General features: G+C 65.8%; 22 protein-coding genes and 1 tRNA gene. 11 read left to right on the top strand and 12 right to left on the bottom strand.

Annotated features, from left to right (window positions below; genetic code table 11):
* Nucleotides 1-50: 50 nt before the first annotated feature.
* The 4 genes from E1832_RS21555 to trxB all read right to left on the bottom strand — a co-directional run bounded on the left by E1832_RS21555 (nt 51) and on the right by trxB (nt 6,019).
* Nucleotides 51-1,178, bottom strand: coding sequence for a glycosyltransferase family 10 domain-containing protein (locus E1832_RS21555; protein ID WP_165978949.1), 1,128 nt, complete (start codon nt 1,176-1,178; stop codon nt 51-53).
* Between the two features lie 134 nt (nt 1,179-1,312).
* A complete protein-coding gene (locus tag E1832_RS21550) occupies nt 1,313-3,031 on the bottom strand; it encodes a bifunctional sulfate adenylyltransferase/adenylylsulfate kinase (protein WP_133361842.1) in 1,719 nt (572 codons plus the stop codon).
* A 173-nt stretch (nt 3,032-3,204) separates the two neighbouring features.
* Nucleotides 3,205-4,890, bottom strand: a complete 1,686-nt coding sequence (locus tag E1832_RS21545; protein WP_133361841.1) for an adenylate/guanylate cyclase domain-containing protein — start codon at nt 4,888-4,890, stop codon at nt 3,205-3,207.
* Between the two features lie 184 nt (nt 4,891-5,074).
* Nucleotides 5,075-6,019, bottom strand: a complete 945-nt coding sequence (trxB, locus tag E1832_RS21540) for a thioredoxin-disulfide reductase (RefSeq protein WP_133361840.1) — start codon at nt 6,017-6,019, stop codon at nt 5,075-5,077.
* Nucleotides 6,020-6,241: 222 nt separating this feature from the next.
* Here trxB and E1832_RS21535 point away from each other — a divergent pair, with 222 nt between their 5' ends.
* Nucleotides 6,242-6,742: an Lrp/AsnC family transcriptional regulator gene (locus E1832_RS21535; protein WP_133361839.1), complete on the top strand. Its 501-nt coding sequence runs from the start codon at nt 6,242-6,244 to the stop codon at nt 6,740-6,742.
* A 20-nt stretch (nt 6,743-6,762) separates the two neighbouring features.
* Here the strand turns inward: E1832_RS21535 and E1832_RS21530 are convergent, their stop codons facing one another.
* From E1832_RS21530 to lgt, 5 genes are all read right to left on the bottom strand, one after another.
* Entirely contained in the window at nt 6,763-7,545 is a 783-nt protein-coding gene (locus E1832_RS21530; protein ID WP_133361838.1) for a Hint domain-containing protein, read from the bottom strand.
* A 250-nt stretch (nt 7,546-7,795) separates the two neighbouring features.
* Nucleotides 7,796-7,927, bottom strand: a complete 132-nt coding sequence (locus E1832_RS23155) for a hypothetical protein (protein ID WP_280960212.1) — start codon at nt 7,925-7,927, stop codon at nt 7,796-7,798.
* A 164-nt stretch (nt 7,928-8,091) separates the two neighbouring features.
* Nucleotides 8,092-8,847, bottom strand: coding sequence for a peptidoglycan editing factor PgeF (gene pgeF, locus E1832_RS21525; RefSeq protein ID WP_133361837.1), 756 nt, complete (start codon nt 8,845-8,847; stop codon nt 8,092-8,094).
* The gene (locus tag E1832_RS21520; protein WP_133361836.1) at nt 8,844-9,914 is read right to left on the bottom strand and encodes a class I SAM-dependent methyltransferase; all 1,071 of its coding nucleotides are present in this window, start codon (nt 9,912-9,914) and stop codon (nt 8,844-8,846) included. The genes pgeF and E1832_RS21520 overlap by 4 nt, the downstream gene beginning before the upstream one ends.
* Entirely contained in the window at nt 9,911-10,825 is a 915-nt protein-coding gene (gene lgt / locus E1832_RS21515) for a prolipoprotein diacylglyceryl transferase (protein ID WP_133361835.1), read from the bottom strand. Before lgt ends, E1832_RS21520 begins: the two co-directional genes overlap by 4 nt.
* Nucleotides 10,826-10,920: 95 nt before the next feature.
* On the opposite strand from lgt, the gene E1832_RS21510 reads away from it, so the two are divergent.
* The 5 genes from E1832_RS21510 (at nt 10,921) to E1832_RS21490 (ending at nt 14,128) form a co-directional block, all read left to right on the top strand.
* The gene (locus E1832_RS21510) at nt 10,921-11,169 is read left to right on the top strand and encodes an accessory factor UbiK family protein (protein ID WP_133361834.1); all 249 of its coding nucleotides are present in this window, start codon (nt 10,921-10,923) and stop codon (nt 11,167-11,169) included.
* Between the two features lie 319 nt (nt 11,170-11,488).
* A complete protein-coding gene (locus E1832_RS21505; protein ID WP_133361833.1) occupies nt 11,489-11,989 on the top strand; it encodes a type III secretion system chaperone family protein in 501 nt (166 codons plus the stop codon).
* A 39-nt stretch (nt 11,990-12,028) separates the two neighbouring features.
* Nucleotides 12,029-12,844 carry a pyrroline-5-carboxylate reductase gene (gene proC / locus E1832_RS21500; RefSeq protein WP_133361832.1) on the top strand — a complete coding sequence of 272 codons (816 nt, stop codon included), beginning with the start codon at nt 12,029-12,031 and terminating at the stop codon, nt 12,842-12,844.
* The gene (locus E1832_RS21495; RefSeq protein ID WP_133361831.1) at nt 12,837-13,175 is read left to right on the top strand and encodes a tRNA-binding protein; all 339 of its coding nucleotides are present in this window, start codon (nt 12,837-12,839) and stop codon (nt 13,173-13,175) included. The genes proC and E1832_RS21495 overlap by 8 nt, the downstream gene beginning before the upstream one ends.
* Nucleotides 13,172-14,128: a 2-hydroxyacid dehydrogenase gene (locus tag E1832_RS21490; protein WP_133361830.1), complete on the top strand. Its 957-nt coding sequence runs from the start codon at nt 13,172-13,174 to the stop codon at nt 14,126-14,128. The genes E1832_RS21495 and E1832_RS21490 overlap by 4 nt, the downstream gene beginning before the upstream one ends.
* A 16-nt stretch (nt 14,129-14,144) precedes the next feature.
* On the opposite strand, the gene E1832_RS21485 is transcribed toward E1832_RS21490, so the two are convergent.
* Nucleotides 14,145-14,738 (bottom strand): thymidine kinase, encoded by a 594-nt coding sequence (locus tag E1832_RS21485; RefSeq protein WP_133361829.1) that lies wholly within the window; start codon nt 14,736-14,738, stop codon nt 14,145-14,147.
* A gap of 27 nt (nt 14,739-14,765) precedes the next feature.
* On the opposite strand from E1832_RS21485, the gene E1832_RS21480 reads away from it, so the two are divergent.
* On the top strand, nt 14,766-14,981 hold the full coding sequence (locus E1832_RS21480) for a hypothetical protein (RefSeq protein ID WP_133361828.1): 216 nt from the start codon (nt 14,766-14,768) through the stop codon (nt 14,979-14,981).
* A 98-nt stretch (nt 14,982-15,079) separates the two neighbouring features.
* A complete protein-coding gene (locus E1832_RS21475; RefSeq protein ID WP_133361827.1) occupies nt 15,080-15,538 on the top strand; it encodes a hypothetical protein in 459 nt (152 codons plus the stop codon).
* Nucleotides 15,539-15,595: 57 nt separating this feature from the next.
* Here E1832_RS21475 and E1832_RS21470 read toward each other — a convergent pair whose 3' ends face one another.
* A complete protein-coding gene (locus E1832_RS21470) occupies nt 15,596-16,720 on the bottom strand; it encodes a beta-ketoacyl-ACP synthase III (protein WP_133361826.1) in 1,125 nt (374 codons plus the stop codon).
* Nucleotides 16,721-17,118: 398 nt separating this feature from the next.
* Between E1832_RS21470 and E1832_RS21465 the strand changes: the two genes are divergently transcribed.
* The 3 genes from E1832_RS21465 (at nt 17,119) to E1832_RS21455 (ending at nt 19,921) form a co-directional block, all read left to right on the top strand.
* Nucleotides 17,119-18,882 (top strand): PHA/PHB synthase family protein, encoded by a 1,764-nt coding sequence (locus E1832_RS21465; protein WP_245514078.1) that lies wholly within the window; start codon nt 17,119-17,121, stop codon nt 18,880-18,882.
* 204 nt (nt 18,883-19,086) lie between these two features.
* A complete protein-coding gene (locus E1832_RS22735; RefSeq protein WP_133361825.1) occupies nt 19,087-19,797 on the top strand; it encodes a hypothetical protein in 711 nt (236 codons plus the stop codon).
* 48 nt (nt 19,798-19,845) lie between these two features.
* Nucleotides 19,846-19,921: transfer RNA gene (locus tag E1832_RS21455), tRNA-Ala, on the top strand.
* 227 nt (nt 19,922-20,148) lie between these two features.
* On the opposite strand, the gene carB is transcribed toward E1832_RS21455, so the two are convergent.
* Nucleotides 20,149-23,508, bottom strand: a complete 3,360-nt coding sequence (gene carB / locus E1832_RS21450; RefSeq protein ID WP_133361824.1) for a carbamoyl-phosphate synthase large subunit — start codon at nt 23,506-23,508, stop codon at nt 20,149-20,151.
* Between the last annotated feature and the right edge of the window lie 66 nt (nt 23,509-23,574).

The following is a 23,574-nucleotide window of genomic DNA, read 5'->3' as shown; positions in this document are numbered from 1 at the left end:
GGGAACCTTGTCGGTTGCGCGTCCCGGATCGGGTCGCGGGTGATCTGGGGCTAGGGGGTGCGGTTTTCAAGTCTGGCGAGCCGGCGCTGGCGGCGCCGGGTGCGTGCCGCCTCGAGCCGGCGGCGCAGCCCCAGCGTTTTCAGCTCGATGCCCCTGTCGAAGGTCATCAGGCCGTTGCGGAGCGCCCAGTCGGCAAGGTTGCCGCGCGCCCCCGGTTCGGGCCAAAGGGATTTCTCGGACCAGATATAGCGCATCGGCGCGGCCGGATCGGGCGCCGGCGCCTGATGTGCCGACCTGGCCAGCCTGAGAAGCTGGAAGGCGAGGCTATGCTCGCGCAACAGCCGCTGGCGCGCCGCCTCGATGGCCCCGAGCGAGCGGCTCCAGAGGTCGTCGCGCACGGCCTTGACCATCTGGTCCGCCATGCGTTGGGGATCATCCAGATCGACATAGACAAAGCTGCCTTGCGGAAAATAGGTCTCGACATTGGTGCAGCCGCTGTAGAACGGCAACGCCCAGCACAGCAGCGGATCGGCCAGCTTTTCGGTCCAGGTGTCGTCGCCGTGGCTGTTTTCCAGCGCGAGGTGATATTTGCAGGGCAACAGGGCCTCGGCCTTGTCGTCGACGGACCGGTACCCGCGCCCGAAGATTTCCAGATGCTCGGGGATCCTGTCGATGATGGCGTCAAGAAAGGCGACGCGCTTTTTGTGGTAGTCGGTGAAAACCTTGTTCGAGGTGACCACCGAAATCCTGTCCCGCTTTTCAGGAACCGGCAGCGCCGCGAAATAGTCGTGGCCCTTCATGTATTCCAGTTCCCAGGGCTTGGAAAAATCGATGCCCGCGAACCAATACCAGCTGGGGGCGGTTTTCCAGTGCCGGGTGGACAGATGTTTGCTGGTGGCGGAAACGACGATGCCGAACTGATCCAGATAACGCGCGCTATAGGGATGAATCGCCTCGGGTTCGGCAGCGATAAAGGCGGTCCGCGCCACCGGCAGCCGGGTGCCGAGGCTATAAGAGGCCCGGTTGAAAACGATCAGAACGTCGATTGCATCGGGCACCTGTGGTCCGAACGAGAAACGAAAGCCCTCCAGTTCCGGGATCGCGCCGGGGAACTGCTTTATGAACACGGCTTCGGGGGCATCGGTGAAGACATGCACAAGGACGGGCGAAGCGGCCATTTTCATCGGGTTGCGGCGTTGCTGCGAGATTGGCGTACCCTATCAGGGCTGCCCCCGCAAAACCATTGCAGAGGTGGAAAAACAAGCGCGGCCACCGTTTCCGATGGCCGCGCCCGCATTCAAAGCAATCCGGATCAGCTCAGGCCGATCAGGCCCATCTGCTCCAGTTTCAGCAGCACCTGATGGGCGCAGTTGTCGACATCGACATTCTCGGTCTCGACGCGCAGCTCGGGGCTCTCGGGCACGTCATAGGGGTCGGAGATGCCGGTGAACTCCTTGATCTTGCCTTCGCGCGCCAGCTTGTACAGCCCCTTGCGGTCGCGGCGCTCGCACTCCTCGATGGTGGTCGCCACATGCACCTCGACAAAGGCGCCATAGGCCTCGACGTCCTCGCGCACGGCGCGGCGGGTGGTGGCATAGGGCGCGATCGGGGCGCAGATGGCGATGCCGCCGTTCTTGGTGATCTCGCTGGCGACATAGCCGATGCGGCGGATGTTCAGGTCGCGGTGCTCTTTCGAGAAGCCCAGCTCGGAGCTGAGGTTCTTGCGCACGATGTCGCCGTCAAGCAGCGTCACCGGACGCCCGCCCATCTCCATCAGCTTGACCATCAGCGCGTTGGCGATGGTCGATTTGCCGGAGCCGGAGAAGCCGGTGAAGAACACGGTAAAGCCCTGCTGCGAACGCGGCGGCCTGGTCTTGCGCAGTTCGGTCACCACCTCGGGGAAGGAGAACCACTCGGGGATCTCCAGCCCTTCGGCCAGACGGCGGCGCAGTTCGGTGCCCGAGATGTTCAGGATCGTGACCTCGTCCTTGTCCTTGATCTCGTCCATCGGCTCGTATTGCGCGCGTTCCTGCACCCAGACCATGTGCTTGAAGTCGACCATTTCGACGCCGATCTCGTCCTGATACTGGCGGAACAGATCCTGCGCGTCATAGGGGCCATAGAAATCCTCGCCGGCAGAGTTCTTGCCGGGGCCGGCGTGGTCGCGGCCGACGATGAAGTGGGTGCAGCCGTGGTTCTTGCGGATCAGCCCGTGCCAGACCGCCTCGCGCGGGCCGGCCATGCGCATGGCCAGGTTCAGCAGGCTCATGGTGGTGGTTGCGGCCGGATACTTGTCCAGCACCGCCTCATAGCAGCGAACGCGGGTGAAATGGTCGACGTCGCCCGGCTTGGTCATGCCGACGACCGGGTGGATCAGCAGGTTGGCCTGGGCCTCTTTCGCGGCGCGGAAGGTCAGCTCCTGGTGCGCGCGGTGCAGCGGGTTGCGGGTCTGGAACGCCACGATGCGGCGCCAGCCCAGCTTGCGGAAATAGGCCCGCAGCTCGTTCGGGGTGTCGCGGCGGGCGCGGAAATCATAGTGGACCGGCTGTTGGATGCCGGTGACCGGACCCCCGAGATAGATTTTGCCGGCGGTGTTGTGCAGGTAGTTGACGGCCGGGTGCGCGCTGTCATCGGCGCCAAAGACCATCTCGGCCTCGCGCGACTTGTTCGGCTCCCAGCGGTCGGTCACGGTCATGGTGGCCAGGATCACGCCTTCCTGGTCGCGCAGCGCGATGTCCTCGCCCAGTTCCAGCCCTTCGGCAACAGCTTCCGAAACGTCCAGGGTGATCGGCATCGGCCAGAGCTGGCCGTCGGCCAGACGCATGTTTTCGACAACGCCGTTGTAATCGGCTTCGCTCAGGAATCCTTTCAGCGGGTTGAACCCGCCGTTCATCAGCAGCTCAAGATCGCAGATCTGGCGCGGGGTCAGGTCCAGGCTTTTCAGCTCACCTGCCTCGACCTTCAGTTTCTGGGCTGATTCATAAGAAACATAAAGCTCCGGGATCGGGGCCAGATTGCTAAGCATTGTCATTTCAAATCTCTCGGTTTTCGGTTTATTGGTGCGGTTCCGTCGGACCGGTCGCGCGCGGCATAGACTCGGAACAGGTGGAAAGTCCAGCCGTGCGCCCGGGTTTTTAGGGGCGCGGAGTGTCTATTGTGCCGCAAACGCGGTATTCCGCCGGTATGCACCGGCTGGTCCGGGGGTCAGGTCGTCGGCGCGCCGCCCGCCAGCAAAGACTTCAGATCCTGCCCGCTCGACATCGCCAGCGCCGAAAGCGGGGCGGCAACGCCGCGCAGCTCCAGCGTCTGCAGCTCCAGCGCGCCGGTGTCGATCCCGGCGCTGTCCAGGACCGCCCGTGAGACCAGCAGTTCGACGCCCAGTTCTTTCGTCTTGCCCTCCAGCCGGCTGGCCGCGTTGACGGTATCGCCGATGATGGTGCGCGGCGCGTTGCCCGCCGCGCCGATTTCACCCAGCACCAGCCCGCCCAGATGCAATCCGGCGCCGATGCGGATGGGGGCGACCCCCTCGACCGACAGCCGCGCGTTGAACGCGGACAGCGCCGCGCTGAGCCGTTCGGCGGCGCGCAGCGCGGCGCGGGCCGAGCTGCCCTCGTCGGCGGTCTCGAACACCGCCAGTAGCCCGTCGCCCAGGTATTTGTCGACGCTGCCGCCCTCGGCCAGGATCGGCGGCACGATGGCGTCGAAGAACCGGTTGAGCAGGAACACCACGTCATAGGGCAGCTGCCCGGCGGTGCGGGCGGTGAACCCGCGCATGTCCAGAAACAGGATCGCCAGCCGTCGCTCCTGCCCGTGGCTGGCATGCGCCCGCCCGCGCCGCCCGTCGGGCAGAAACACGCGGAACACGGTCGCGGGATCGATGGGCCGGATCTGGCAGGCCAGCCGCGTGTTCGGCGCGGCATTCACCGCGCGCAGGCTGTTCAACTCGGCCGGTTCTGGGGGATGCAGATGCGCGGCGCCGTCCTCGATCACCACCCGGCAGGTGGTGCAGCGTCCGCGCCCGCCGCAGAGCGCGGTATGCGGCACCCCGTGCAGCCGCGACATCTCCAGCAGCGTAAGCCCGCGCGGCGAGGAGACCTCGGGCCCGTCCACATAGCGGACCCGGACCGAGCGGCGGCGCCGTACGATCCGGCGCCCGAAATGTACGATCGCGGCCAGCGCCAGCAACGCGACAAAGATCCAGAACCCGGCGCGCGAGATCCCGATCAGCTCGCCGAAGGTGGCCGCATCCGGCCAGTTGAACTCTGCCATCGCCGCGGCGCGCGTGGCGGGCTCGGCAAAGACCGCGCGCATCCGCCGCCCCTCGGTCAGGAACCCGGCCAGCGCAAAGGCGGGCACCAGCGCCGCGACGACGATCAGATAGGGGGTGAGCCGCCGCCACCACGGCGCAAGCCGCAGCCAGAAATGCAGCCCGATGCAGCCGTGGGTCCACACCAGCAGCAAAAGCAGTGCCTGGAGCCAGCCGTCGGGCGTGTTCCAGATCAGCGCCGGGATATAGCCCATCTGGTCGTTCACGCCGTAAAGCTCATACGCCAGACGGGTGTGGACCACATGGGCGATCAGAAACACCGGGATCAGCAGGCCAAAGGCGAATTGCAGCGCGTTCCACAGCGGCATGCGCAAGGTGCGGCGGCTGGCCAGGCTCCACAGCGCCAGCAATGCGTGGGTCAGGAGCGCGCCATGCAGGATCACCCCGCCCAGCGTGGTCCGGGTGATGGTCTTACGCAGATCTTCCATCGTATCCATCGCCCCGGGCGAGATCAGGCCCAGACCGATATTGATAAAATGGAAAAAGGCGAAGGTGAACAGGATCAGGCCGGAGGCAATCCGGGCACGGGTGATCCAAGTCCCCCGCCAGAGCGTGCTTGCCACGGGTCGATCCCCCTCGCGCGTGTCTTTGTGCCAGACTGGGTCGCAGGAGCGGGGCGGTCAAGGGCTGGACTGCACACCCCTGGTGCGGCCGGCGCGGCGGGCAGAGCGCGCGCGTCGCGCCGCCGCCACCTGCCCGCGCCGGGAAATTGTCAGCCGAAGCCGTGGCGGCGCGCCCGGCGCCGCCTCAGTCCTGCTGCGCGGCCAGCCAGTGTTCGGAGTCGAGCGCGGCCATGCAGCCCATGCCGGCGCTGGTCACCGCCTGGCGGTATTTGTGATCGGTCAGATCGCCGGCGGCGAAGACGCCGGGCACCGAGGTCTCGGTGCTGCCCGGCTTGACCTGGACATAGCCGCCGTTGTGCAGGTCGAGCTGGTCCTTGACCAATTCGCTGGCCGGGGCGTGGCCGATGGCGACGAAGACGCCCTTGCAGGGGATCTCGGTGATCTCGCCGGTCTCCACATGTTTCACGCGCACCGACTCGACGCCCTTGGGGTTGTCGGTCCCGACAACCTCTTCCAGCACGTGATGCCAGAGCGGTTCGATCTTTTCGTTCTTCATCAGCCGGTCGATCAGGATCCGTTCCGCGCGCAGCTCGTCACGGCGGTGGATCAGCGTGACCTTGGAGGCGAAATTGGTCAGGAACAGCGCCTCTTCCACGGCGGTGTTGCCGCCGCCGATCACCACGATCTCCTGGCCGCGATAGAAGAAACCGTCACAGGTTGCGCAGGCCGACACGCCGAAGCCCTTGAACGCCTCTTCCGACGGCAGACCGAGCCATTTGGCGCGCGCGCCGGTGGCCAGGATCACCGCGTCGGCGGTATAGGTGGTGCCGCTGTCGCCCCTGGCGGTGAACGGGCGCCGGGAGAGGTCCAGATCGGTGATGATGTCGCCGACGATCTCGCAGCCCATCGCCTTGGCGTGGGCCTCCATCCGCACCATCAGGTCGGGGCCTTGAACCTCGGTATCGCCGGGCCAGTTCTCGACCTCGGTGGTGGTGGTCAGCTGCCCGCCCGGTTCGATCCCCTGCACCAGCAGCGGCTCCAGCATGGCGCGGCTGGCGTATACGCCAGCGGTATAGCCGGCCGGGCCGGAGCCGATGATCAGAACCTTGGTGTGGCGCGTCTCAGTCATGTTTTCCCCGCAAATCAGCAGCGCGACGGCCCCGGCCGCCACAATCCGTTTCGCATATAACCCTGCCGGCAGGGGGCTTAAAGACCCTTGTCGGGGCTATTCGCCACAGGCGGCTTTGCCCGCTTTTCATGCAGGCCTTTGAGGAATATTGCGCTTTGGCGAAAGAATATTGCGCGCGGCCTGCGCGCTGCTATAAGAAACGCAAAACGAGGGGAACTTGAAATGGCGACAACACGACTTGATCCGATCGATCGCAAGATCCTGTCGGAGCTGCAGGCCGACGGCAGGATGACCAATGTCGAACTGGCCAAGCGTGTCGGCATCTCGGCCCCCCCCTGTTTGCGGCGTGTGCGCACGCTGGAGGAGTCGGGGCTGATCGGCGGCTATCATGCGGATGTGAATGCGCGCGAGCTGGGCTTCGAGGTGCAGGTCTTTGCGATGGTCGGGCTCGACAGCCAGGCCGAGACCGAGCTGAGCGCCTTCGAGGCGCGGTGCCGGGGCTGGCCGCTGGTGCGCGAGTGTCACATGCTCAACGGCGAGGTCGATTTCATTCTCAAATGCGTGGCCCCCGATCTGAGCTCTTTCCAGAGCTTTCTGACCGGAGAGCTGCTGACCACGCCGAACGTGGCCAGCGTCAAGACATCGCTGGTGATCCGTTGCGCCAAGGATGAGCCGGGGGTGCCCTTCGACGTGCTGGAAGAGCGGCTGAGCCGCTCTGCCTGAGCCTGAATCCCGGGCGCGGATCAGGCGCTGATGGCGTCGATCTGACCGTCGCCGGCGCGGGCAAAGCATTGCGGCCCGAAATCGCCGATCCCGGAAAGATGCGGGAACAGCTTGAGAAAGACCTCGCGCATCGTCGGGCTGACCATGCGCAGGGCGTTGGTGCCCGGATGGTAGGTCTCGAACTCCAGCCCGGCGACGCGGATCACGGCGTGACGTTGCAGGCAGAGGTGATAGAGCTGAACGGCGGTCGGCGGGGCGGTTTCGATCACCTGCATCCCGTCAAGGAATTCGCCCACCGGGGTCAGCAGCGGCGCATCGCCGGTCAGGCCGCGCAGGTGGCCGGGAGTTTTCAGAATCCGCGCCGAGGGGCCGGCGAGCACGTCGGACATCGGCATCTGCATGCCGAAACTGTCGGCCATGACCCGCACCAGCGGGTGATAACGGCCCTTGGCGTCCGGGCGTCCGGGCACGATCTGGGTGCTGCCCTTCCACATAAGGGTCTGGGCGATGCCATCGTGGCCGAGGATGCGGTCGCCGGGCAGCAGGTCTTCGACGGCGACGGGGCCGGCCTCGGTCTCGATCAACGAGCCGCGGGTAAAGGCCGAGAAGGCGGTCTCGAACAGCGGCAGCGCCGGGGCGATATGGCGGCTGTCCAGAATGTCGCCATTTGGCGCGAGCACGCTGACCTCATATCGGCGTAGCTGCGGCCGCGAACTGGCGCGCAATGCGGCGGGATCTTGCAGAATCGGGCTGGTTTCAATGGCGTTGCGGGCAGCACGCGCAAGCGAGGTGGGGATCGTCATTTATCGGCCCTTTCTACGGGTCGCATCTGCGTCGGCCCCCACCGACAACGACAGACGGACACGGTTGAAAACGTGATCGGCATCTGTACGGGCAGGGTTTTGCCAGAATTTAGATTGAATTGTCAAAAATTTGCCGTATTTCCGCGTCCGGCGGGGTCAATCCGCCGGACATCACCGGTATTGTTTCCTGGAATCTGGGCAGTCTTGCCACAATTTGGCCATTAACCGATTCCCAGAACGTCAGCGGCGGCTAGGCGCGCCGCTTGACGTTGCGGCCGGTCGAGGCGCGCGGCGTCCGGGTTTGGCGGGCCCAGGGCAGGCGGGGGTCGCTGCTTCTGGCGGTTTCGACGACCGACTTGAGAAAGCGCGTGGTTTTTTTCATGGGGTCTGCTCCTACCTGTGGCCGCGATATGCTTCGCGGCGGGTTCGTTGAGCTGACTATCGCGCGCCATTCGGGCAGGCTTTGGACCAAGCCGGGGAAATTCCGCGCCGCATTGCGGCAGGTCCGGGGCAAATGCGGCGGTTTGGCGGCGGCGCCCGCCGCGCTCAGAGGCGGATGGCCGAGAGCAGCCGGCCGTAATCGGCCTCGCGGGCATGGGTGGTGCGGCGGTAGGAATAGAACCGGTCCGGGTCCTCATAGGTGCAATGGCGGGTCCATTCGGCCGCGCCGATGCCGGCACGCCGCAACCGGTGCAAACCGAAGCCGGGCAGGTCGAACAGATAGCGGTCGCCGGCGCCATTGGCGAAGAACCGGGCGTTCTCGGGATCGTCCATCAGGAAATCGTCGAGGAATTCCGGCCCGACCTCATAGGCCTTCTGGGAAATCGTCGGGCCGATCACCGCGACGGTATCCGCGCGGCGGGCGCCGAGCGCCTCCATCGCCTCCAGCGTCGCCTCGAGGATGCCGTCCAGCGCCCCGCGCCAACCGGCGTGCGCCGCGCCGATCACGCCGGCCCCGTGGTCGGCGAACAGCACCGGCTGGCAATCGGCCGTCAGCACCGAGAGCGCCAGACCCGGCGTCGCGGTGACCAGCGCATCGGCGCGCGGTTTGTCCTTTGGCGCGGCGGTCACGGCGATCGCGTCGGCCGAGTGCACCTGATGGACGCCGGCCAGCGCCTCGGGGTCGAGCCCCAGCGCAGCGGCGGCGCGGGCGCGGTTGATGGCCACCGCCTCGGTCTGGTCAGAAGAGCCGGGGCCGCAGTTGAGCCCGGTGAACACCCCCGAGGAAGCACCGCCGCGACGGGTGAAGAACCCATGTTGCAGCGGGGCGAGACGATCCGAGGTGAGGATTTCCAGTGTCATGGGTCCAATCCGGGCAGCGGGGCGGCATGGGTCGGATAAAGACCCAGCACCTTGAACAGGTTTCCCATTTCCCCCGGGTGCGTCAACCGGCGATGTGCCTGCACCAGATCGTCGATGGCCGCGCCCGCGCGCCCCCGCGTCAGCGCCTGCGCCCGCGTGGTGATGCCCAGACGTTCGAGGAAAACCCCCTGCGGGGTCAGCCGGCTATGGGCGCAGCCGGCGGCGCGGGCGGCCTCGGCGAGCGGCTCGAAATCCACATGTGCGGTCAGATCGGCACTGCCCGGGCCCTCCAGCACATCGGCGTGTTCATGGGCGCGCAGGGCCTGCAGCGTGTCGCCGAGGCTGCGCCAGTCGCCGTAGTCCACGATCAGCGCGGCGCCGCCGCGGGTGGCGATTCGGGCGGCAAGCTCTGCGGCGATCCGCGGCGCTGCCTCGCAAAGCTCCACCAGATCGCCGTCGCGGGTATCCTCCAGCCGATGCGCCAGCGCCGGTTGCGGCGCGGCGGCCCCCAGCCCGAAAGCGAGCTTTCCGTCCCGCAGCCCGATCAGCCGCTCGCACCAGCCATCGCCCTGCCGCACAAACTGGCGCACCGGCAGCGCGTCGAAGAATTCATTCGCCACGGCAAACAGCGGCAGGTCAGCGGGCAGATCCTCAACCCGGTCCAGCCATCTGGGGCCGTGATCCTTCAGCGTTTCCGCCTGCATCGCGCGCAGGGCGGGGGAGGCCTCGATCAGGCAGATCTGGGCGGCCTCGACAAATCCGGGCACCGCGCGCCCGGCCCGCAGCAGATCGGCCATCAGTGTGCCGCGCCCCGGCCCCAGTTCGGCCAGAACGAAGCGGTGGGGCCGCCCCTGGTCCAGCCAGCTTTGCGCCAGCGCCAGGCCGATCAACTCGCCGAACATCTGGCTGATCTCCGGGGCGGTGGTGAAGTCGCCCTCGGCGCCCAGCGGGTCGCGCGTGGTGTAATAGCCGAATTCCGGATGCAGCAGGCAGTCGGCCATATAGGCGGCCAGGCTCATCGGGCCGTCCTCGCGGATGCGGGCGGCGAGATGGTCGATCAGGCTCATGCCGCCCCCTGACGCCGATCCTGACGCCGATCCTGCCGACGCGCCCGAAGCGCGAAAAAGAGCCCTAGCGCGATCATCGGCAGCGACAGCAACTGCCCCATGGTCAGACCGTAGCCACCCAGATGCAGCGCCAGCCCCAGCGGGTTGCCGGGCGAGACGAATTGCGCATCCGGCTGGCGGGCGAATTCGACGATGAAACGGGCCAGCCCGTAGCCCGCCAGGAAGATGCCCAGGATCAGCCCCGGCCGTTTCAGCGCTCCGCGCCGGTAGACCAGCCAGAGCAGCAGTGTGCCAAGCAGCAGCCCCTCCAGACCGGCCTCGTAGAGTTGCGAGGGGTGGCGCGCGCAGGCCCCGGTCCCGCCGGGACAGTCCTGCGCCATCGGGCCGGGAAAGATGACGCCCCAGGGCAGCTCGGTGGGCCGGCCCCAAAGCTCGGCGTTGATGAAATTGGCGAGCCGGCCGAGCATCAGGCCGGGTGCCACGGTATGGGCGATGAGATCCGCCGCGCCGATCCGGGAAATGCCATGCCGCGCGGTAAAGGCCCAGGCGGCGGCGATCACCCCCAGCAGTCCGCCGTGGAACGCCATGCCGCCCTGCCAGACCATCACGATCTCGGCCGGGTGGGACAGGTAGTAGGCGGGTTGATAGAACAGCACGAATCCCAGCCGCCCGCCGAGGATCACGCCCAGGATGATCCAGGTCAGCAGCTCTTCGATCTGCGGCGGCGTCATCGGCGCACCGGCAGGCCCCCAGAGCGCGGCGCGCTTCACCGCATGCACCGCCAGCCGCCAGGCGATCAGGATACCGGCGATATAGGCAAGCGCGTACCAGCGCAGCGCGAACTCCATCCCCAGCAGGGTGAAGGAGAGCAGCTCGGGCGAGAGGTCGGGAAATCGGATGGCGGCCTGCATGGCCTCTCCTTGCCCGGCACCGCGGGGCGAAGTCAACCTTGCCGCGCCGCCGCATAAGGCCCATATAGAGGCCAACCGCGATACGGAGACGACAGATGCAGACCCGCAACAAGATCCTCGACGACATCTCGCAGCTGATGACCAATGCGATGGGTGTCGCCCAGGGCGCCAAGGACGAGGCCGAGACGGCGATGAAATCCATGCTGGACCGCTGGCTGGCCGACCGGGATTTCGTCACCCGCGAAGAATTCGATGCGGTGCGGACCATGGCCCAGAAGGCGCGCGAGGAAAACGCCGCGCTTGCCGCCCGCATCGCCGTACTGGAAGAAAACCGCGACGGCTGAGCCGTAACCGGCGGACCGCCTTGACTAATCGGACAACGACCACGGCCGGCCGGCTGTGGTCGTTGTGCGTTGTGGAGGGGCGTTTGTGGCGGGTGGTGTCCGGTTTGGAGGTGCGGTTTATGCGGTGACGATATTTTGACGTCCTGCCTTATTCCTCCACAAGTTATTGGTGTTATCCACAAAATAATGGTTGCCAGATCCCCTTTCTGCCCGCACCATATCTGGTATAGACGCGGGGGATCGCCCCGGTCTGTAGAGCAGGCACCTAGCGCTGGGGCGCTACTGGCCCCACGCCGCTAAAGAGCAACGAGGTGGCATCATGGCCCTGTCCGAGTACATCCTGGAAGACGATATTCACCCGATCGACATCGTCGAGCATCTGGCCGAATACCACGATTGGGATTTCGACCGGATCGGCGATGATCAGATTGCCATGGCGGTCGAGGGACAATGGCGCACCTATTCCATCACCCTGGCCTGGTCCGGCTATGACGAGACGCTGCGGCTGGTTTGCACCTTCGAGATGGACCCGCCCGAGGACCAGATCGGCAGGCTTTACGAGTTGCTGAACGCGATGAACGATCAGTGCTGGGCCGGCGCCTTTACCTATTGGGCCGATCAGAAACTGATGGTCTACCGCTATGGTCTGGTGCTGGCGGGCGGTCAGGTGGCCAGCCCCGAGCAGATCGACACGATGATCAATGCCGCGGTGCTCAGCGCCGAACGCTATTATCCGGCGATCCAGCTTCTGGTCTGGGGCGGGCGCACTCCGCGCCAGGCGATGCAGGCCGCCATTGCAGAGGCCTACGGCCGCGCGTAAACCTTGGCCCCGAACCGCAACCAACGGGAGGGGCGTTCGATGGATTTCTCGCGCATCGCGGATCAGGGGCTGGTGCTTCTGGGCTGCGGCAAGATGGGGTCGGCCATGCTGGCCGGATGGCTGGGTCGGGGGTTGCCCGCGGCCGAGGTCTGGGTTGTCGATCCCAATCCCTCTGACTGGCTGCGGGCGCAGGGCGTGAACATCAACGCGCCGCTGCCCGAAAGACCCGCCATCGTGCTGATCGCGGTCAAGCCGCAGATGATGCGCGAGGCGTTGCCGGGGCTGCGCCGGCTGGGCGGCGGCGAGACGCTGTTCATCTCGGTCGCCGCCGGCACCCCGATCACCGCCTATGAGGAGATGCTGGGCGAGGGTACGCCGATCGTGCGCGCCATGCCCAACACGCCCGCCGCTGTGGGCCGCGGCATCACCGCGCTGATCGGCAACGCGCGGGCCAGCGCCGACGATCTGGACACCGCCGAGGGGCTGCTGTCCGCCGTCGGCCAGACCGTGCGGCTGGAGGCGGAGAGTCAGATGGACGCGGTCACCGGCGTCAGCGGCTCCGGTCCGGCCTATGTCTTTCACCTGATCGAAACGCTGGCCGCGGCCGGCGAGGCGCAGGGGCTGTCGGCCGATCTGGCGATGACGCTGGCCAAGGCCACGGTCGCCGGCGCCGGCGCGCTGGCCGAGGCGGCGGAGGAAAGCCCGGAGCAGTTGCGCATCAATGTGACCAGCCCCAATGGCACCACCCAGGCCGCGCTGGAGGTGCTGATGGACGCCGGGGCCGGGTTGCCGCCGCTGATGCGGCGCGCCGTGGCCGCCGCCGCCGACAGATCGAGGGAGCTGTCCCGTGGCTGAGATCACCTTTGACGATTTTCTCAAGGTCGACATCCGCGTCGGCCGCGTGACCCGCGCCGAGCCCTATCCCGAGGCGCGCAAGCCCGCGATCAAGCTCTGGGTCGATTTCGGCCCCGAGATCGGGGAAAGGAAATCCTCGGCCCAGATCACGGCGCATTACGACCCGCAAACGCTGGTGGGCAAACAGGTGATGGCGGTGATGAACTTTCCGCCGCGCCAGATCGGACGGTTCATGTCCGAGGTTCTGGTGCTGGGGCTGCCGGACGACGCGGGCGAGATCGTGCTGATCGGTCCCGATGGCCCGGTGCCGGTCGGCGGGCGCATGCACTGATGCGGGTTCTGCTGTCGCGGCCGATGCCGCCCGCCACCATCGCCGCCGCCGAGGCATTGTTCGAGGTCGAGGTGCGCCAGAGCACCCAGCCAATGAGCGCCGCCGAATTGCGCGCGGGCTTTGCGGTCTACGACGCGATGATGCTCACCCTGGGCGACCGGGTGACCGCCGGGATCCTGCAGGATTTCGGCCGACCCCGCTGCAAGATGATCGCCAATTTCGGGGTCGGCTACAATCATATCGACGTCGAGGCCTGCCGCGCCCATGGCGTCACCGTGTCGAACACGCCCGGCGCGGTGACCGATGCCACCGCCGACATCGCCATGACGCTGATTCTGATGGCCTGCCGCCGCGCCGGCGAGGGCGAGCGGCTGGTCCGGTCCGGCCAGTGGCAGGGATGGCACCCGACGCAGATGCTGGGGCTGCACGTGACGGGCCGGAAACTGGGGGTGATCGGAATGGGCCGGATCGGCCAGGCGGTGGCGCGGCGCTGCCATTTCGGTTTTGGCATGGAGGTGGGCTATTTCAACCGCTCGGAAAAGTCGCTCGACTTCCCCGCGACGCGGATCGGAACGCTCACCGATCTGGCGGGCTGGGCCGATATCCTCGTGCTGGCCACGCCGGCCACGCCCGAGACACATCGCCTGGTCGGGGCAGAGGTGTTCGCCGCGATGCAGCCCCATGGCGTCTTCGTCAACATTGCCCGCGGCGATATCGTCGATGAGGCGGCGCTGATCGCGGCCCTGCAATCGGGCCGGATCGGGGCGGCTGGCCTCGATGTCTATGAACATGAACCGCATGTGCCCGAGGCGCTGATGGCGCAGGACAACGCGGTTCTGCTGCCGCATCTGGGCACCGCCTCACTCGAGGTGCGCGAGGATATGGGCGCCATGGCGGTCGAGAACCTGCGCGCCTTTGCGGCGGGCGACGTGATCCCGAATCGGGTGAATTGAAGCGCGGCGCTGGGGCTCAGCCCTGCGCCGGGCGACCCTCCATCGCCGCGCGCCAGTGACGGCGGCAGAGCGAGACATAGGTTTCATTGCCGCCGATCTGGATCTGCGCGCCGTCGCGCAGCGGGCGGCCGTCGGGGCCCTGGCGGATCACCATGGTCGCCTTGCGCCCGCAGCGGCAGATCGTGCGCACCTCGCGCATCTCGTCGGCCAGCGCCAGCAGCGTGGCCGAACCCGGAAACAGCTCGCCCCGGAAATCCACCCGCAAGCCGTAGGCCAGCACCGGCAGGTTCAGATCGTCAACCACCCGGGCCAGTTGCCAGACTTGATCCGGCTCCAGAAACTGGGCCTCGTCCACAAAGACGCAGGCCAGAGGCAGCGCCGCATGCCGCGCGGCGATCCGAGTGAACAGATCGTCCCCGGCCGAGAATGTCTCGGCCTCGGCCCCGATCCCGATGCGCGAGGCGATCCGGCCGGCGCCGGCCCGGTTGTCGAGATCAGCGGTCAGGAGCAGGGTGTTCATGCCGTTTTCGCGGTAATTGTGCGACGCCTGCAACAGGACCGTCGATTTCCCGGCATTCATTGTGGAGTAGTTGAAGAACAGCTTGGCCATGGCCTTCGTCTACGACCGGAACGCGCCGTGGGCAAGATGCCCGGCCCCGGTTTCGGGACCGCCGCTGCAGGTGCCCCGATCCGGGACAAAATAGCCCTGGGGATGGATGGAACACACCTGCAACGGCGGCGTTTTGGCCAAATGGGCCGAAGCGACGGGTGGGAAAGACAAGGCACCCGCCGCCCTGAAAAACAGCAGATGCACAATGCCATCCGCAACTGGCTAAACGCCCTCGAAATCTGAGGGATAGAAAAAATTTCGCAGGTCGACTAAGAGATGAAAATGGGAAAACATATGGGCGCTTCCCCCTGTTCGGGGATGCGTAAACTGGGGCAGGTGGCATGGCGACGGCGAGAACCTATCTGAAACGGCATACCGAGGCGCTGGTCAAGGATGTGGGGATCGAGGTGGCCTGTGAGATCACCGGCAAGTCGAAGGCGACGCTGGGCCGCTATTATTCGGACCATCCCGAACATGCGGACCGTTTCATACCGGTGGATGTGGTCTCGCAACTGGAGGCCAAGGCCAGCTATCCCCATGTCACCAGCGCTTTGGCCGAATTGCAGAAAATCACGATTTCCTTCGACGACCGGCGCCCCAACGCCACGCCCAGCGGCGGCGTGAATAGCGACGTGATCGCGCTGAGCCAGCGTTTTGCCATGCTGATGGGCGAATACCAGCAGGCCATCGAGGATAACATCATTACCGTGAACGAGGCCAAGCGGCTGCTGCGGGAGACCGTGATGCTGCAACAGGTGCTGATCGACATGAAACTGCACCTGGAGGAAGAGGGCGCCTGAGGCGCCCCTTTCTGGTTCGTTGGTCTCTGGCCGGAAACGGACCCTGCGCGGGCTCGCTCAGAGATGCCGGCGCAGCAGCACCGATCCGACAGAATAGCCCGCCCCGAAAGAGCAGATCAGGCCGATGTCGCCCTCGGCCAGATCGTCGGAGTTCTGCGAAAAGGCGATGATCGAGCCGGCCGAGGAGGTATTGGCATAGTCCTGAAGGATATTGGGCTGTTCCGCAGGCTCGGGCGTGCGGCCCAGAACCTTCTTGCCGATCAGGTCGTTCATCGACTTGTTGGCCTGGTGCAGCCACATCCGTTTGAGCGAATCGCTGCCCAGTCCGGCGTCGTCCATATGCCCGGCGATGTGCTGGCTGACCATCGGCACCACCTCCTTGAACACCTTGCGGCCGTTCTGCATGAACTGCATGTCGCGGCGGTCGGCGACGCCGTCGGGCCGGGTGCGGCGCAGAAATCCGTTGTTGTTTCGGATGTTGTTGGAAAACTGCGTCGCGCAGCGGGTGGAAAGGATCTCGAAATGCGGCCCACTGGCCGCCTCCTTCCGTTCGATCACGCAGGCGGTCGCCACGTCGCCAAAGATGAAATGGCAATCGCGGTCGCGCCATTCCAGATGCCCTGAACAGATCTCGGGGTTGACCACCAGCGCGGCGCGGATCGAGCCCGCGCGCACCATGTCGGCGGCGGTCTGGATGCCAAAGGTGGCCGAGGAGCAGGCGACATTCATGTCAAAGGCAAAGCCTGCGATTCCCAGCAGGTTCTGGATCTCGATCGCCATCGCTGGATAGGCGCGCTCCATGTTGGAGGCGGCGCAGATCACCAGGTCGATGTCCGCGGGCGTGCGGCCGGCCTGCGCCAGCGCCTTTTTCGCGGCGTCCAGCGCCATTTCCGCCATCAGCGACGGCTCGTCGTCGCTGCGCTGGCGGAACAGCGGATGCATCACCTGCGGGTCGAGGATGCCGGTCTTGTCCATCACATGGCGCTGCTCGATCCCCGATGCCCTGACGATGAACTCTTCCGAGGAATGGGCCATTGGCTCGCACTGGCCGGCGTCGATCGCCGCCGCGTTCTCGGCGTTCATCCGGTCGGCATAGGCGTTAAAGCCCGCGACCAGCTCGGCGTTGGTGATGATCTCATCGGGGGTAAAGACCCCGGTGCCCGTGATGGCGGGTGTATGCATGTCCGGCCCTCCTGCGCGGTTTGCCGATCTGGCCCAAAAGGAGGCCAAAGGTCAAGCGCGAGGCAGAGCCGCGACCGGACCCGGGAGGGTCAGATCAGCGGAACCAGAGGGATGCCGCCGCAGGCGGCGAGGGTCAGCAGGCTGATCAGGGCAAGGGCAAGGCGCATGGGATTTTCCGGAATTGCTCGATTGCGGCCAGTCTTGGCCGCTGCGCCGGGCGCGGTCAAGCCGGCTGGGGGCACGGGGGCCGATTGCGGCGCGGGGGGCACAGGTGGGCGGCAGGCCCGAAAAACCGCCGGTTCGGGATTCACAAAGGTGAAATCATGAATAGATAGGACAGGGACCGGAGCGGCGACAGGGCATCTTTGGCCGCGCCTCGAGACAGGTAGGATTTTTCAGTGATCGATTCCAACGCGACCTCCGATCCGCGGGGCCAGCAAACGCCGCACGAGCCCGAACGCGAGCTGGCCAACATGCTCGACACCGCCTTTCGCGCGGCGATCAGCCAGGTGACCTCGGGGCTGTCCCCGGCCGCCCTGATGCAGCACTATGCGGAATGGGCGCTGCATATGGCGACCTCGCCGGGCAAGCAGGCGCAGCTGGGCCATATGGCGTTTGAGAACTGGGCCGATTTCACCCGCTACCTGACCCGTTGCGCCCTCAGCCGCGATGGCGGGGCCTGCGAGGAGCCGGATGCGCGCGATCGCCGCTTTCGTCACGAGGGCTGGAAACACCAGCCGTTCAACGCCTATCAGCAGGCGTTTCTGCTGACCCAGAAATGGTGGGACGAGGCGACCACCGGCGTACGCGGGGTATCGCGCGCGGATGAACGGGTGGTGAATTTCACTGCGCGCCAGATCCTCGATGCGATGGCCCCCAGTAATTTTGTCGCCACCAACCCGGAAATCCTGCAACGGACCTGGGAAACCGGCGGCGCCAACCTGATCGCCGGGGCGCGCAATTTCCAAGAGGATCTGCAGCGCGCGCTGTTGCAGGAAAAGGAACCGCTGTCGGAGGAGTACCGGGTCGGCGCCTCGGTCGCGGTGACGCCCGGCAAGGTGGTCTTTCGCAACCACCTGATCGAGCTGATCCGCTATGAGCCGGTCACCGGAACGGTCCAGCCCGAGCCGGTTCTGATCGTGCCCGCCTGGATCATGAAATATTACATCCTCGATCTCAGCCCGGAAAACTCGATGGTGAAATACCTGACCGAACAGGGGTTCACGGTGTTCATGATCTCCTGGCGCAATCCGGGGGCCGAGGATGCCGATTATGGCATGGAAGAGTATCTGGAGCAGGGCCCGATGGCGGCGCTGGACGAGGTACAGCGGCGCACAGGCGCGGCGCGCGTCCATGCGGTGGGGTATTGTCTGGGCGGCACGCTGATGAGCATCGCGGCCGCCGCCATGGCGCGCGATGGCGACGACCGATTGGCCAGCATGACCCTGCTGGCCGCGCAGATGGACTTCACCGAGGCCGGCGAGCTTACGCTGTTCATCAATGAAAGCGAGGTGTCCTTTCTCGAGGACATGATGTGGAAGAACGGCTATCTCGATGCGGCGCAGATGGCCGGGGCCTTCCAGCTGCTGCGGTCCAACGACCTGATCTGGTCGCGGTTGCAGCATGAATACCTGATGGGGGACCAGCCGCAGCAGAACGACATGATGGCCTGGAACGCGGATACAACGCGGATGCCCTATCGGATGCATTCTGAATATCTGCGGCAGCTGTTCCTGGAAAATGCCTTTGCGGCGGGCAAGTTCCTGGTGGGCGGGCATCCTGTGACACCGCGCGACATCCAGGTTCCGATCTTTGCGGTGGGCACCGAGGCCGACCATGTTGCGCCCTGGAAATCGGCCTACAAGACCGGCTCGCTGACCCGCTCCGAGGTGACCTTTGCACTGACCAACGGTGGCCATAACGCCGGCGTGGTGTCCGAGCCGGGGCATCATCATCGCCACTTCCGGCTGGGGCGGATCGTCAGCAATAATCACCACATCCCGGCGGGGGAGTGGGCCGAGACCGCGGCCGAACACGAGGGCTCCTGGTGGCTGGCCTGGGTCGACTGGCTGAAGGCGCATCAGACCGGCACGCCGATCCCGCCGCCCGCGATGGGCAAGGTGATCTGCGACGCGCCGGGAACCTATGTGCTGATGCGATAGGCTCGGATCGCCGGCCCGATGATCGCTGCGGGCGCGACGGACGTGGGCCCGCCGGGCATCCGGTGTCTCCGGTTGCGACCCGCCGCACCGGAAAAGCCTTGCTGCGGGCGCTCTGGGGCCAGGCGTGAATTCTTTGCCGCCGCGGAAGGGCGCGGCGTTTCGGGCCGACCGGCATCCGTGCTATGGTTCCGGTCGGAGGCCCGCATGAAAATTCTCACCCTGTTTCTGATCCTGTCCCTTGCGCTGGCGCTGCCGGCGCTGGCCCAGGGAAATGATGGCAATGGCGGTAACGGGGGGGGCGGTGGCAACGGCGGGGATGCCGGCGGGGACAATGGCGGAACTGGCGGAACTGGCGGCACCGGCGGAACTGGAGGCTCGGGTGGCTCCGGCGGCGCCGGCGGGAATGCCAGCGGCGGCGGCACGGGCGGCGTGTTCGGCACCGGATCGGCGACCGGCACTTCGGGGCGGGTGACCAGGGCGGTGACGCGCACCCTGAACCGCGATTTTCGCAATTGCCAGCGGTTGAGCCCGGTCTATCGCTTCGATTGTTATCTGCGCACCTACAAGCTGGCGATCGACCAGATGGCCGGCCTGCCGGCCTATCGCCCGGCCAAACAGGCGCTGGAGGGGGTCGAGGAAACGCTGCAGCGCATTGTCGCCCGCGATGCCGACCGGTCAGCGCCGCGCAAGAATGTGGGATTCCAGAGTTATCGCGCCATCACTGCCGCCGCGGTGCCCGGCGCCAAGCGCGAGTTGAACCGCGCGCTGGAAGAGGCGGAAACCAAGCTGTTGCGCTCGGCCAAACAGGGCAACACCCAATTCGCCTCGATCGCCGAGGCGGTGAACTCGAACAAGGTGCTGTTGCGCTCTGCCCTGCTGGAGATCTCGGGCCGGGTTCTGGCCATGCTGAACTGACGCACCCCCCTTGCAATTGCCGCGATTTTGGACAATCTAGCGCCTGTCGGGGCCGTAGCTCAGTTGGGAGAGCGCGTCGTTCGCAATGACGAGGTCAGGGGTTCGATTCCCCTCGGCTCCACCACGCTCAGCAAGCAAGTAATTGATATTTATTATCTTTTACGCGCGCATCGGCACTTCCCCCCCCCTCCTGCCATATCTGTTTAAAGAGAAGCCTATTTCGAGATGAGGCTGGCCATCCCGCAAAGCCGACAGATGACGGTGGAAGCGAGACACAAGACCCCATCGCGGCTGCGGAGTTGCGGGGTGGGGCTCGATCCCCACCCCGGCACAGCCCATGGGCGCTGGGCGTTATGCCTGCAGCGGTTTTACGTCCACATCCCCTTCGGCCTGCGCCTTGATCGCCAGGGCCGCAGCATGGCTGCCGGCGGCGGTGGTGAAATAAGGGATCTTGTCATAGAGCGCGACCGAGCGGATGTCCTTGGAATCCTCGACCGCCTGCGCCCCCTCGGTGGTGTTCATCACCAGTTGGATCCCGCCGTCCTTCATCATGTCGACGATGTTCGGGCGTCCCTCATAGACCTTGTTGACCACTTCGCAGGCGACGTCGTGCCCGGCCAGCCAGCCCTGGGTGCCGCGGGTGGCCACTATGGTAAAGCCCAACGCGACCAGCGTCCGTGCGGCCTCCAGCATCAGCGCGGTCTTGTCATCGTCCTTGATCGAGACAAAGGCGCGGCCGGTGCGCGGCAGCGCCATGCCCGCCCCCATCTGCGCCTTGAGGAAGGCGCGGGGGAAATCACGGTCCCAGCCCATCACCTCGCCGGTGGAGCGCATCTCGGGGCCGAGAAGGGTATCGACGCCGGGGAAACGGGCAAAGGGCAGCACCGCCTCCTTGACCGAGAACCAGGGCATCATCGGATCGGCCAGCGTCATCGGGTCGGCCAGCGGCAGGACGGTATCGTAATCGGCGTCCTGCTGATAGGGCGCGCGGCGCGGGAAATCGGCCAGCTTTTCGCCCGCCATCACCCGTGCCGCAATCGAGGCGATCGCCGAGTCCGTGGCCTTGGCGACAAAGGGCACCGTGCGCGAGGCGCGCGGGTTCACTTCGATCAGGTAGATTTCGCCATCCTTGATCGCGAACTGGATGTTCATCAGCCCGACCACGTTCAGCGCCATGGCCAGCGCGTGGGTCTGAACCTTGACCTCGGCGATCAGCTCGGCCGACAGCGAATAGGGCGGCAGCGAACAGGCGCTGTCGCCGGAATGCACACCCGCCTCTTCGATATGCTGCATGATGCCCGCGACATGCACGTCGGTGCCGTCGCAGAGCGCGTCCACGTCAAGCTCCACCGCGCCGGAGAGGTAGCTGTCGAGCAGCACCGGACTGTCGCCCGAGACCACCACCGCCTCGTTGATGTAGCGTTTGAGGTGATCCATGTCGCGCACGATCTCCATCGCGCGCCCGCCCAGAACGTAGGAGGGACGGATCACCAGCGGAAAGCCGATCTCTTCGGCGATCTTCAGGGCCTGCGCGTCGGTCGAGGCGATGCCGTTGTGCGGCTGTTTCAGACCCAGCTTGTTGACCAGATCCTGGAAGCGTTCGCGGTCCTCGGCGAGGTCAATGGCGTCCGGGGTGGTGCCGAGGATCGGGATACCCTCGTCCTGCAGCGCATTGGCCAGTTTCAGGGGGGTTTGGCCGCCGAACTGTACGATCACCCCGTGCAGGGTACCCTGCTGCTGTTCGACCCGCAGGATCTCCATCACGTGCTCGAAGGTGAGCGGCTCGAAATAGAGCCGGTCCGAGGTGTCGTAATCGGTGCTGACGGTCTCGGGGTTGCAGTTGATCATGATGGTCTCATAGCCCGCGTCGGTCAGCGCGAAACAGGCATGGCAGCAGCAATAATCGAACTCGATCCCCTGGCCGATCCGGTTCGGGCCTCCGCCCAGAATGACCACCTTCTTGCGATCAGACGGGCGCGCCTCGCATTCCACCTCGCCCATCATCGGGGCCTCGTAGGTAGAGTACATATAGGGCGTCTGCGCCTCGAATTCGGCGGCGCAGGTGTCGATCCGCTTGAACACGGCGGTGACGCCCAGATTGCGGCGGGCGCGGCGCACGTTGTCCTCGTCCCGGCCGGTGAGCGCGCCGAGACGGGCATCGGTGAAGCCCATCATCTTGAGCCGCCGCAGCCCCTCTTCGGTAACTGGCAGGCCGGTCTTGCGCAGCTCGGCCTCGGTCTCGACGATTTCGCGGATGCGGGCGAGAAACCAGGGATCGAACATGGTGACGGCGTGAATCTCGCCATCGCCCAGGCCATGGCGCATCGCCTGAGCGATGGTGCGCATACGGTCCGGTGTCTGCTGGCTGATCGCCTTGATGACGGCGGCCTTGTCGGCGCCGGCGTCCTCCCACAGGCCGGCCGCAACGCCGGGGATCGCAACCTCGTCAAAGCCGGTGAGACCGGATTCCATCGAGGCCAGCGCCTTTTGCAGCGATTCATGGATGGTGCGACCGATCGCCATCGCCTCGCCGACCGATTTCATTGCGGTGGACAGCAGCGGTTCGGCGCCGGGGAATTTCTCAAAGGCGAATTTCGGAATCTTGGTGACGACATAGTCGATGGTCGGCTCGAAGCTGGCCGGGGTCACCTTGGTGATGTCGTTGTCCAACTCGTCCAGCGTATAGCCGACCGCCAGTTTCGCGGCGATCTTGGCGATGGGGAAGCCGGTGGCCTTGGAGGCGAGCGCCGAGGACCGTGACACCCGCGGGTTCATCTCGATCACCACCATGCGGCCGTTTTCCGGGTTCACCGCCCACTGCACGTTCGATCCGCCGGTTTCGACGCCGATCTCGCGCAGCACGGCGATCGAGCCGTTGCGCATGATCTGGTATTCCTTGTCGGTCAGCGTCAGCGCCGGGGCCACGGTGATCGAATCGCCGGTATGCACGCCCATCGGATCGACGTTCTCGATCGCGCAGACGATGATCGCGTTGTCCGCCTTGTCGCGGACCACCTCCATCTCGAATTCCTTCCAGCCCAGCAGGCTCTCATCCACCAGGATCTGGTTCACCGGCGAGGCATCCATGCCGGACCGGCAGAAGTGGATGTAATCCTCGCGGTTGTAGGCGACGCCGCCGCCGGTGCCGCCCAGGGTAAAGGCGGGGCGGATGATCGCCGGCAGGCCGATATCCTCGAGCGCGTCCAGCGCGATCTGCACCCCGGCCTCCAGATCGGCCTGGCCGTTGTCTTTCTTGGGGGCGGTGACGATGGTGGCGCGCGGGTTCTCCAGGCCGATCCGGTCCATCGCCTCGCGGAACAGCTTGCGGTCCTCGGCCATTTCGATGGCGTCGCGCTTGGCGCCGATCATCTCGACGCCGAACTTCTTCAGAACGCCCATCTCCTCCAGCGCCAGCGAGGTGTTCAGCCCGGTCTGTCCGCCCATGGTGGGCAGCAGCGCGTCGGGGCGTTCCTTCTCGATGATCTTGGCAACCACCTCGGGGGTGATCGGTTCGATATAGGTGGCATCGGCCAGGCCGGGGTCGGTCATGATCGTGGCCGGGTTGGAATTGACCAGGATGACGCGATACCCCTCTTCGCGCAGCGCCTTGCAGGCCTGGGCGCCGGAATAGTCGAACTCGCAGGCCTGCCCGATCACGATGGGGCCGGCCCCGATGATCATGATCGACTGGATATCGGTTCTTTTGGGCATGGCCTGTTCCTTCGATCTGGTCGTGGGTCCATGAGTCGCCGGTGGCGGGCGGCGCTCAAATTGACC

It is taken from the genome of Antarcticimicrobium luteum, from assembly GCF_004358185.1.
GTDB lineage: Bacteria > Pseudomonadota > Alphaproteobacteria > Rhodobacterales > Rhodobacteraceae > Antarcticimicrobium > Antarcticimicrobium luteum.
The sequence above is the reverse complement of the archived record's forward strand: the minus strand, read 5'-3'. Positions and strand labels throughout refer to the sequence as shown.

Excerpts from the sequence above, each read along its gene's own strand:
- E1832_RS21555 (WP_165978949.1), bottom strand. The coding sequence starts at position 1,178 with ATGGCCGCTTCGCCCGTCCTTGTGCATGTCTTCACCGATGCCCCCGAA.
- E1832_RS21550 (WP_133361842.1), bottom strand. The coding sequence starts at position 3,031 with ATGACAATGCTTAGCAATCTGGCCCCGATCCCGGAGCTTTATGTTTCT.
- trxB (WP_133361840.1), bottom strand. The coding sequence starts at position 6,019 with ATGACTGAGACGCGCCACACCAAGGTTCTGATCATCGGCTCCGGCCCG.
- E1832_RS21535 (WP_133361839.1), top strand. The coding sequence starts at position 6,242 with ATGGCGACAACACGACTTGATCCGATCGATCGCAAGATCCTGTCGGAG.
- E1832_RS21530 (WP_133361838.1), bottom strand. The coding sequence starts at position 7,545 with ATGACGATCCCCACCTCGCTTGCGCGTGCTGCCCGCAACGCCATTGAA.
- E1832_RS23155 (WP_280960212.1), bottom strand. The coding sequence starts at position 7,927 with ATGAAAAAAACCACGCGCTTTCTCAAGTCGGTCGTCGAAACCGCCAGA.
- pgeF (WP_133361837.1), bottom strand. The coding sequence starts at position 8,847 with ATGACACTGGAAATCCTCACCTCGGATCGTCTCGCCCCGCTGCAACAT.
- E1832_RS21520 (WP_133361836.1), bottom strand. The coding sequence starts at position 9,914 with ATGAGCCTGATCGACCATCTCGCCGCCCGCATCCGCGAGGACGGCCCG.
- lgt (WP_133361835.1), bottom strand. The coding sequence starts at position 10,825 with ATGCAGGCCGCCATCCGATTTCCCGACCTCTCGCCCGAGCTGCTCTCC.
- E1832_RS21510 (WP_133361834.1), top strand. The coding sequence starts at position 10,921 with ATGCAGACCCGCAACAAGATCCTCGACGACATCTCGCAGCTGATGACC.
- E1832_RS21505 (WP_133361833.1), top strand. The coding sequence starts at position 11,489 with ATGGCCCTGTCCGAGTACATCCTGGAAGACGATATTCACCCGATCGAC.
- proC (WP_133361832.1), top strand. The coding sequence starts at position 12,029 with ATGGATTTCTCGCGCATCGCGGATCAGGGGCTGGTGCTTCTGGGCTGC.
- E1832_RS21485 (WP_133361829.1), bottom strand. The coding sequence starts at position 14,738 with ATGGCCAAGCTGTTCTTCAACTACTCCACAATGAATGCCGGGAAATCG.
- E1832_RS21475 (WP_133361827.1), top strand. The coding sequence starts at position 15,080 with ATGGCGACGGCGAGAACCTATCTGAAACGGCATACCGAGGCGCTGGTC.
- E1832_RS21470 (WP_133361826.1), bottom strand. The coding sequence starts at position 16,720 with ATGCATACACCCGCCATCACGGGCACCGGGGTCTTTACCCCCGATGAG.
- E1832_RS22735 (WP_133361825.1), top strand. The coding sequence starts at position 19,087 with ATGAAAATTCTCACCCTGTTTCTGATCCTGTCCCTTGCGCTGGCGCTG.
- carB (WP_133361824.1), bottom strand. The coding sequence starts at position 23,508 with ATGCCCAAAAGAACCGATATCCAGTCGATCATGATCATCGGGGCCGGC.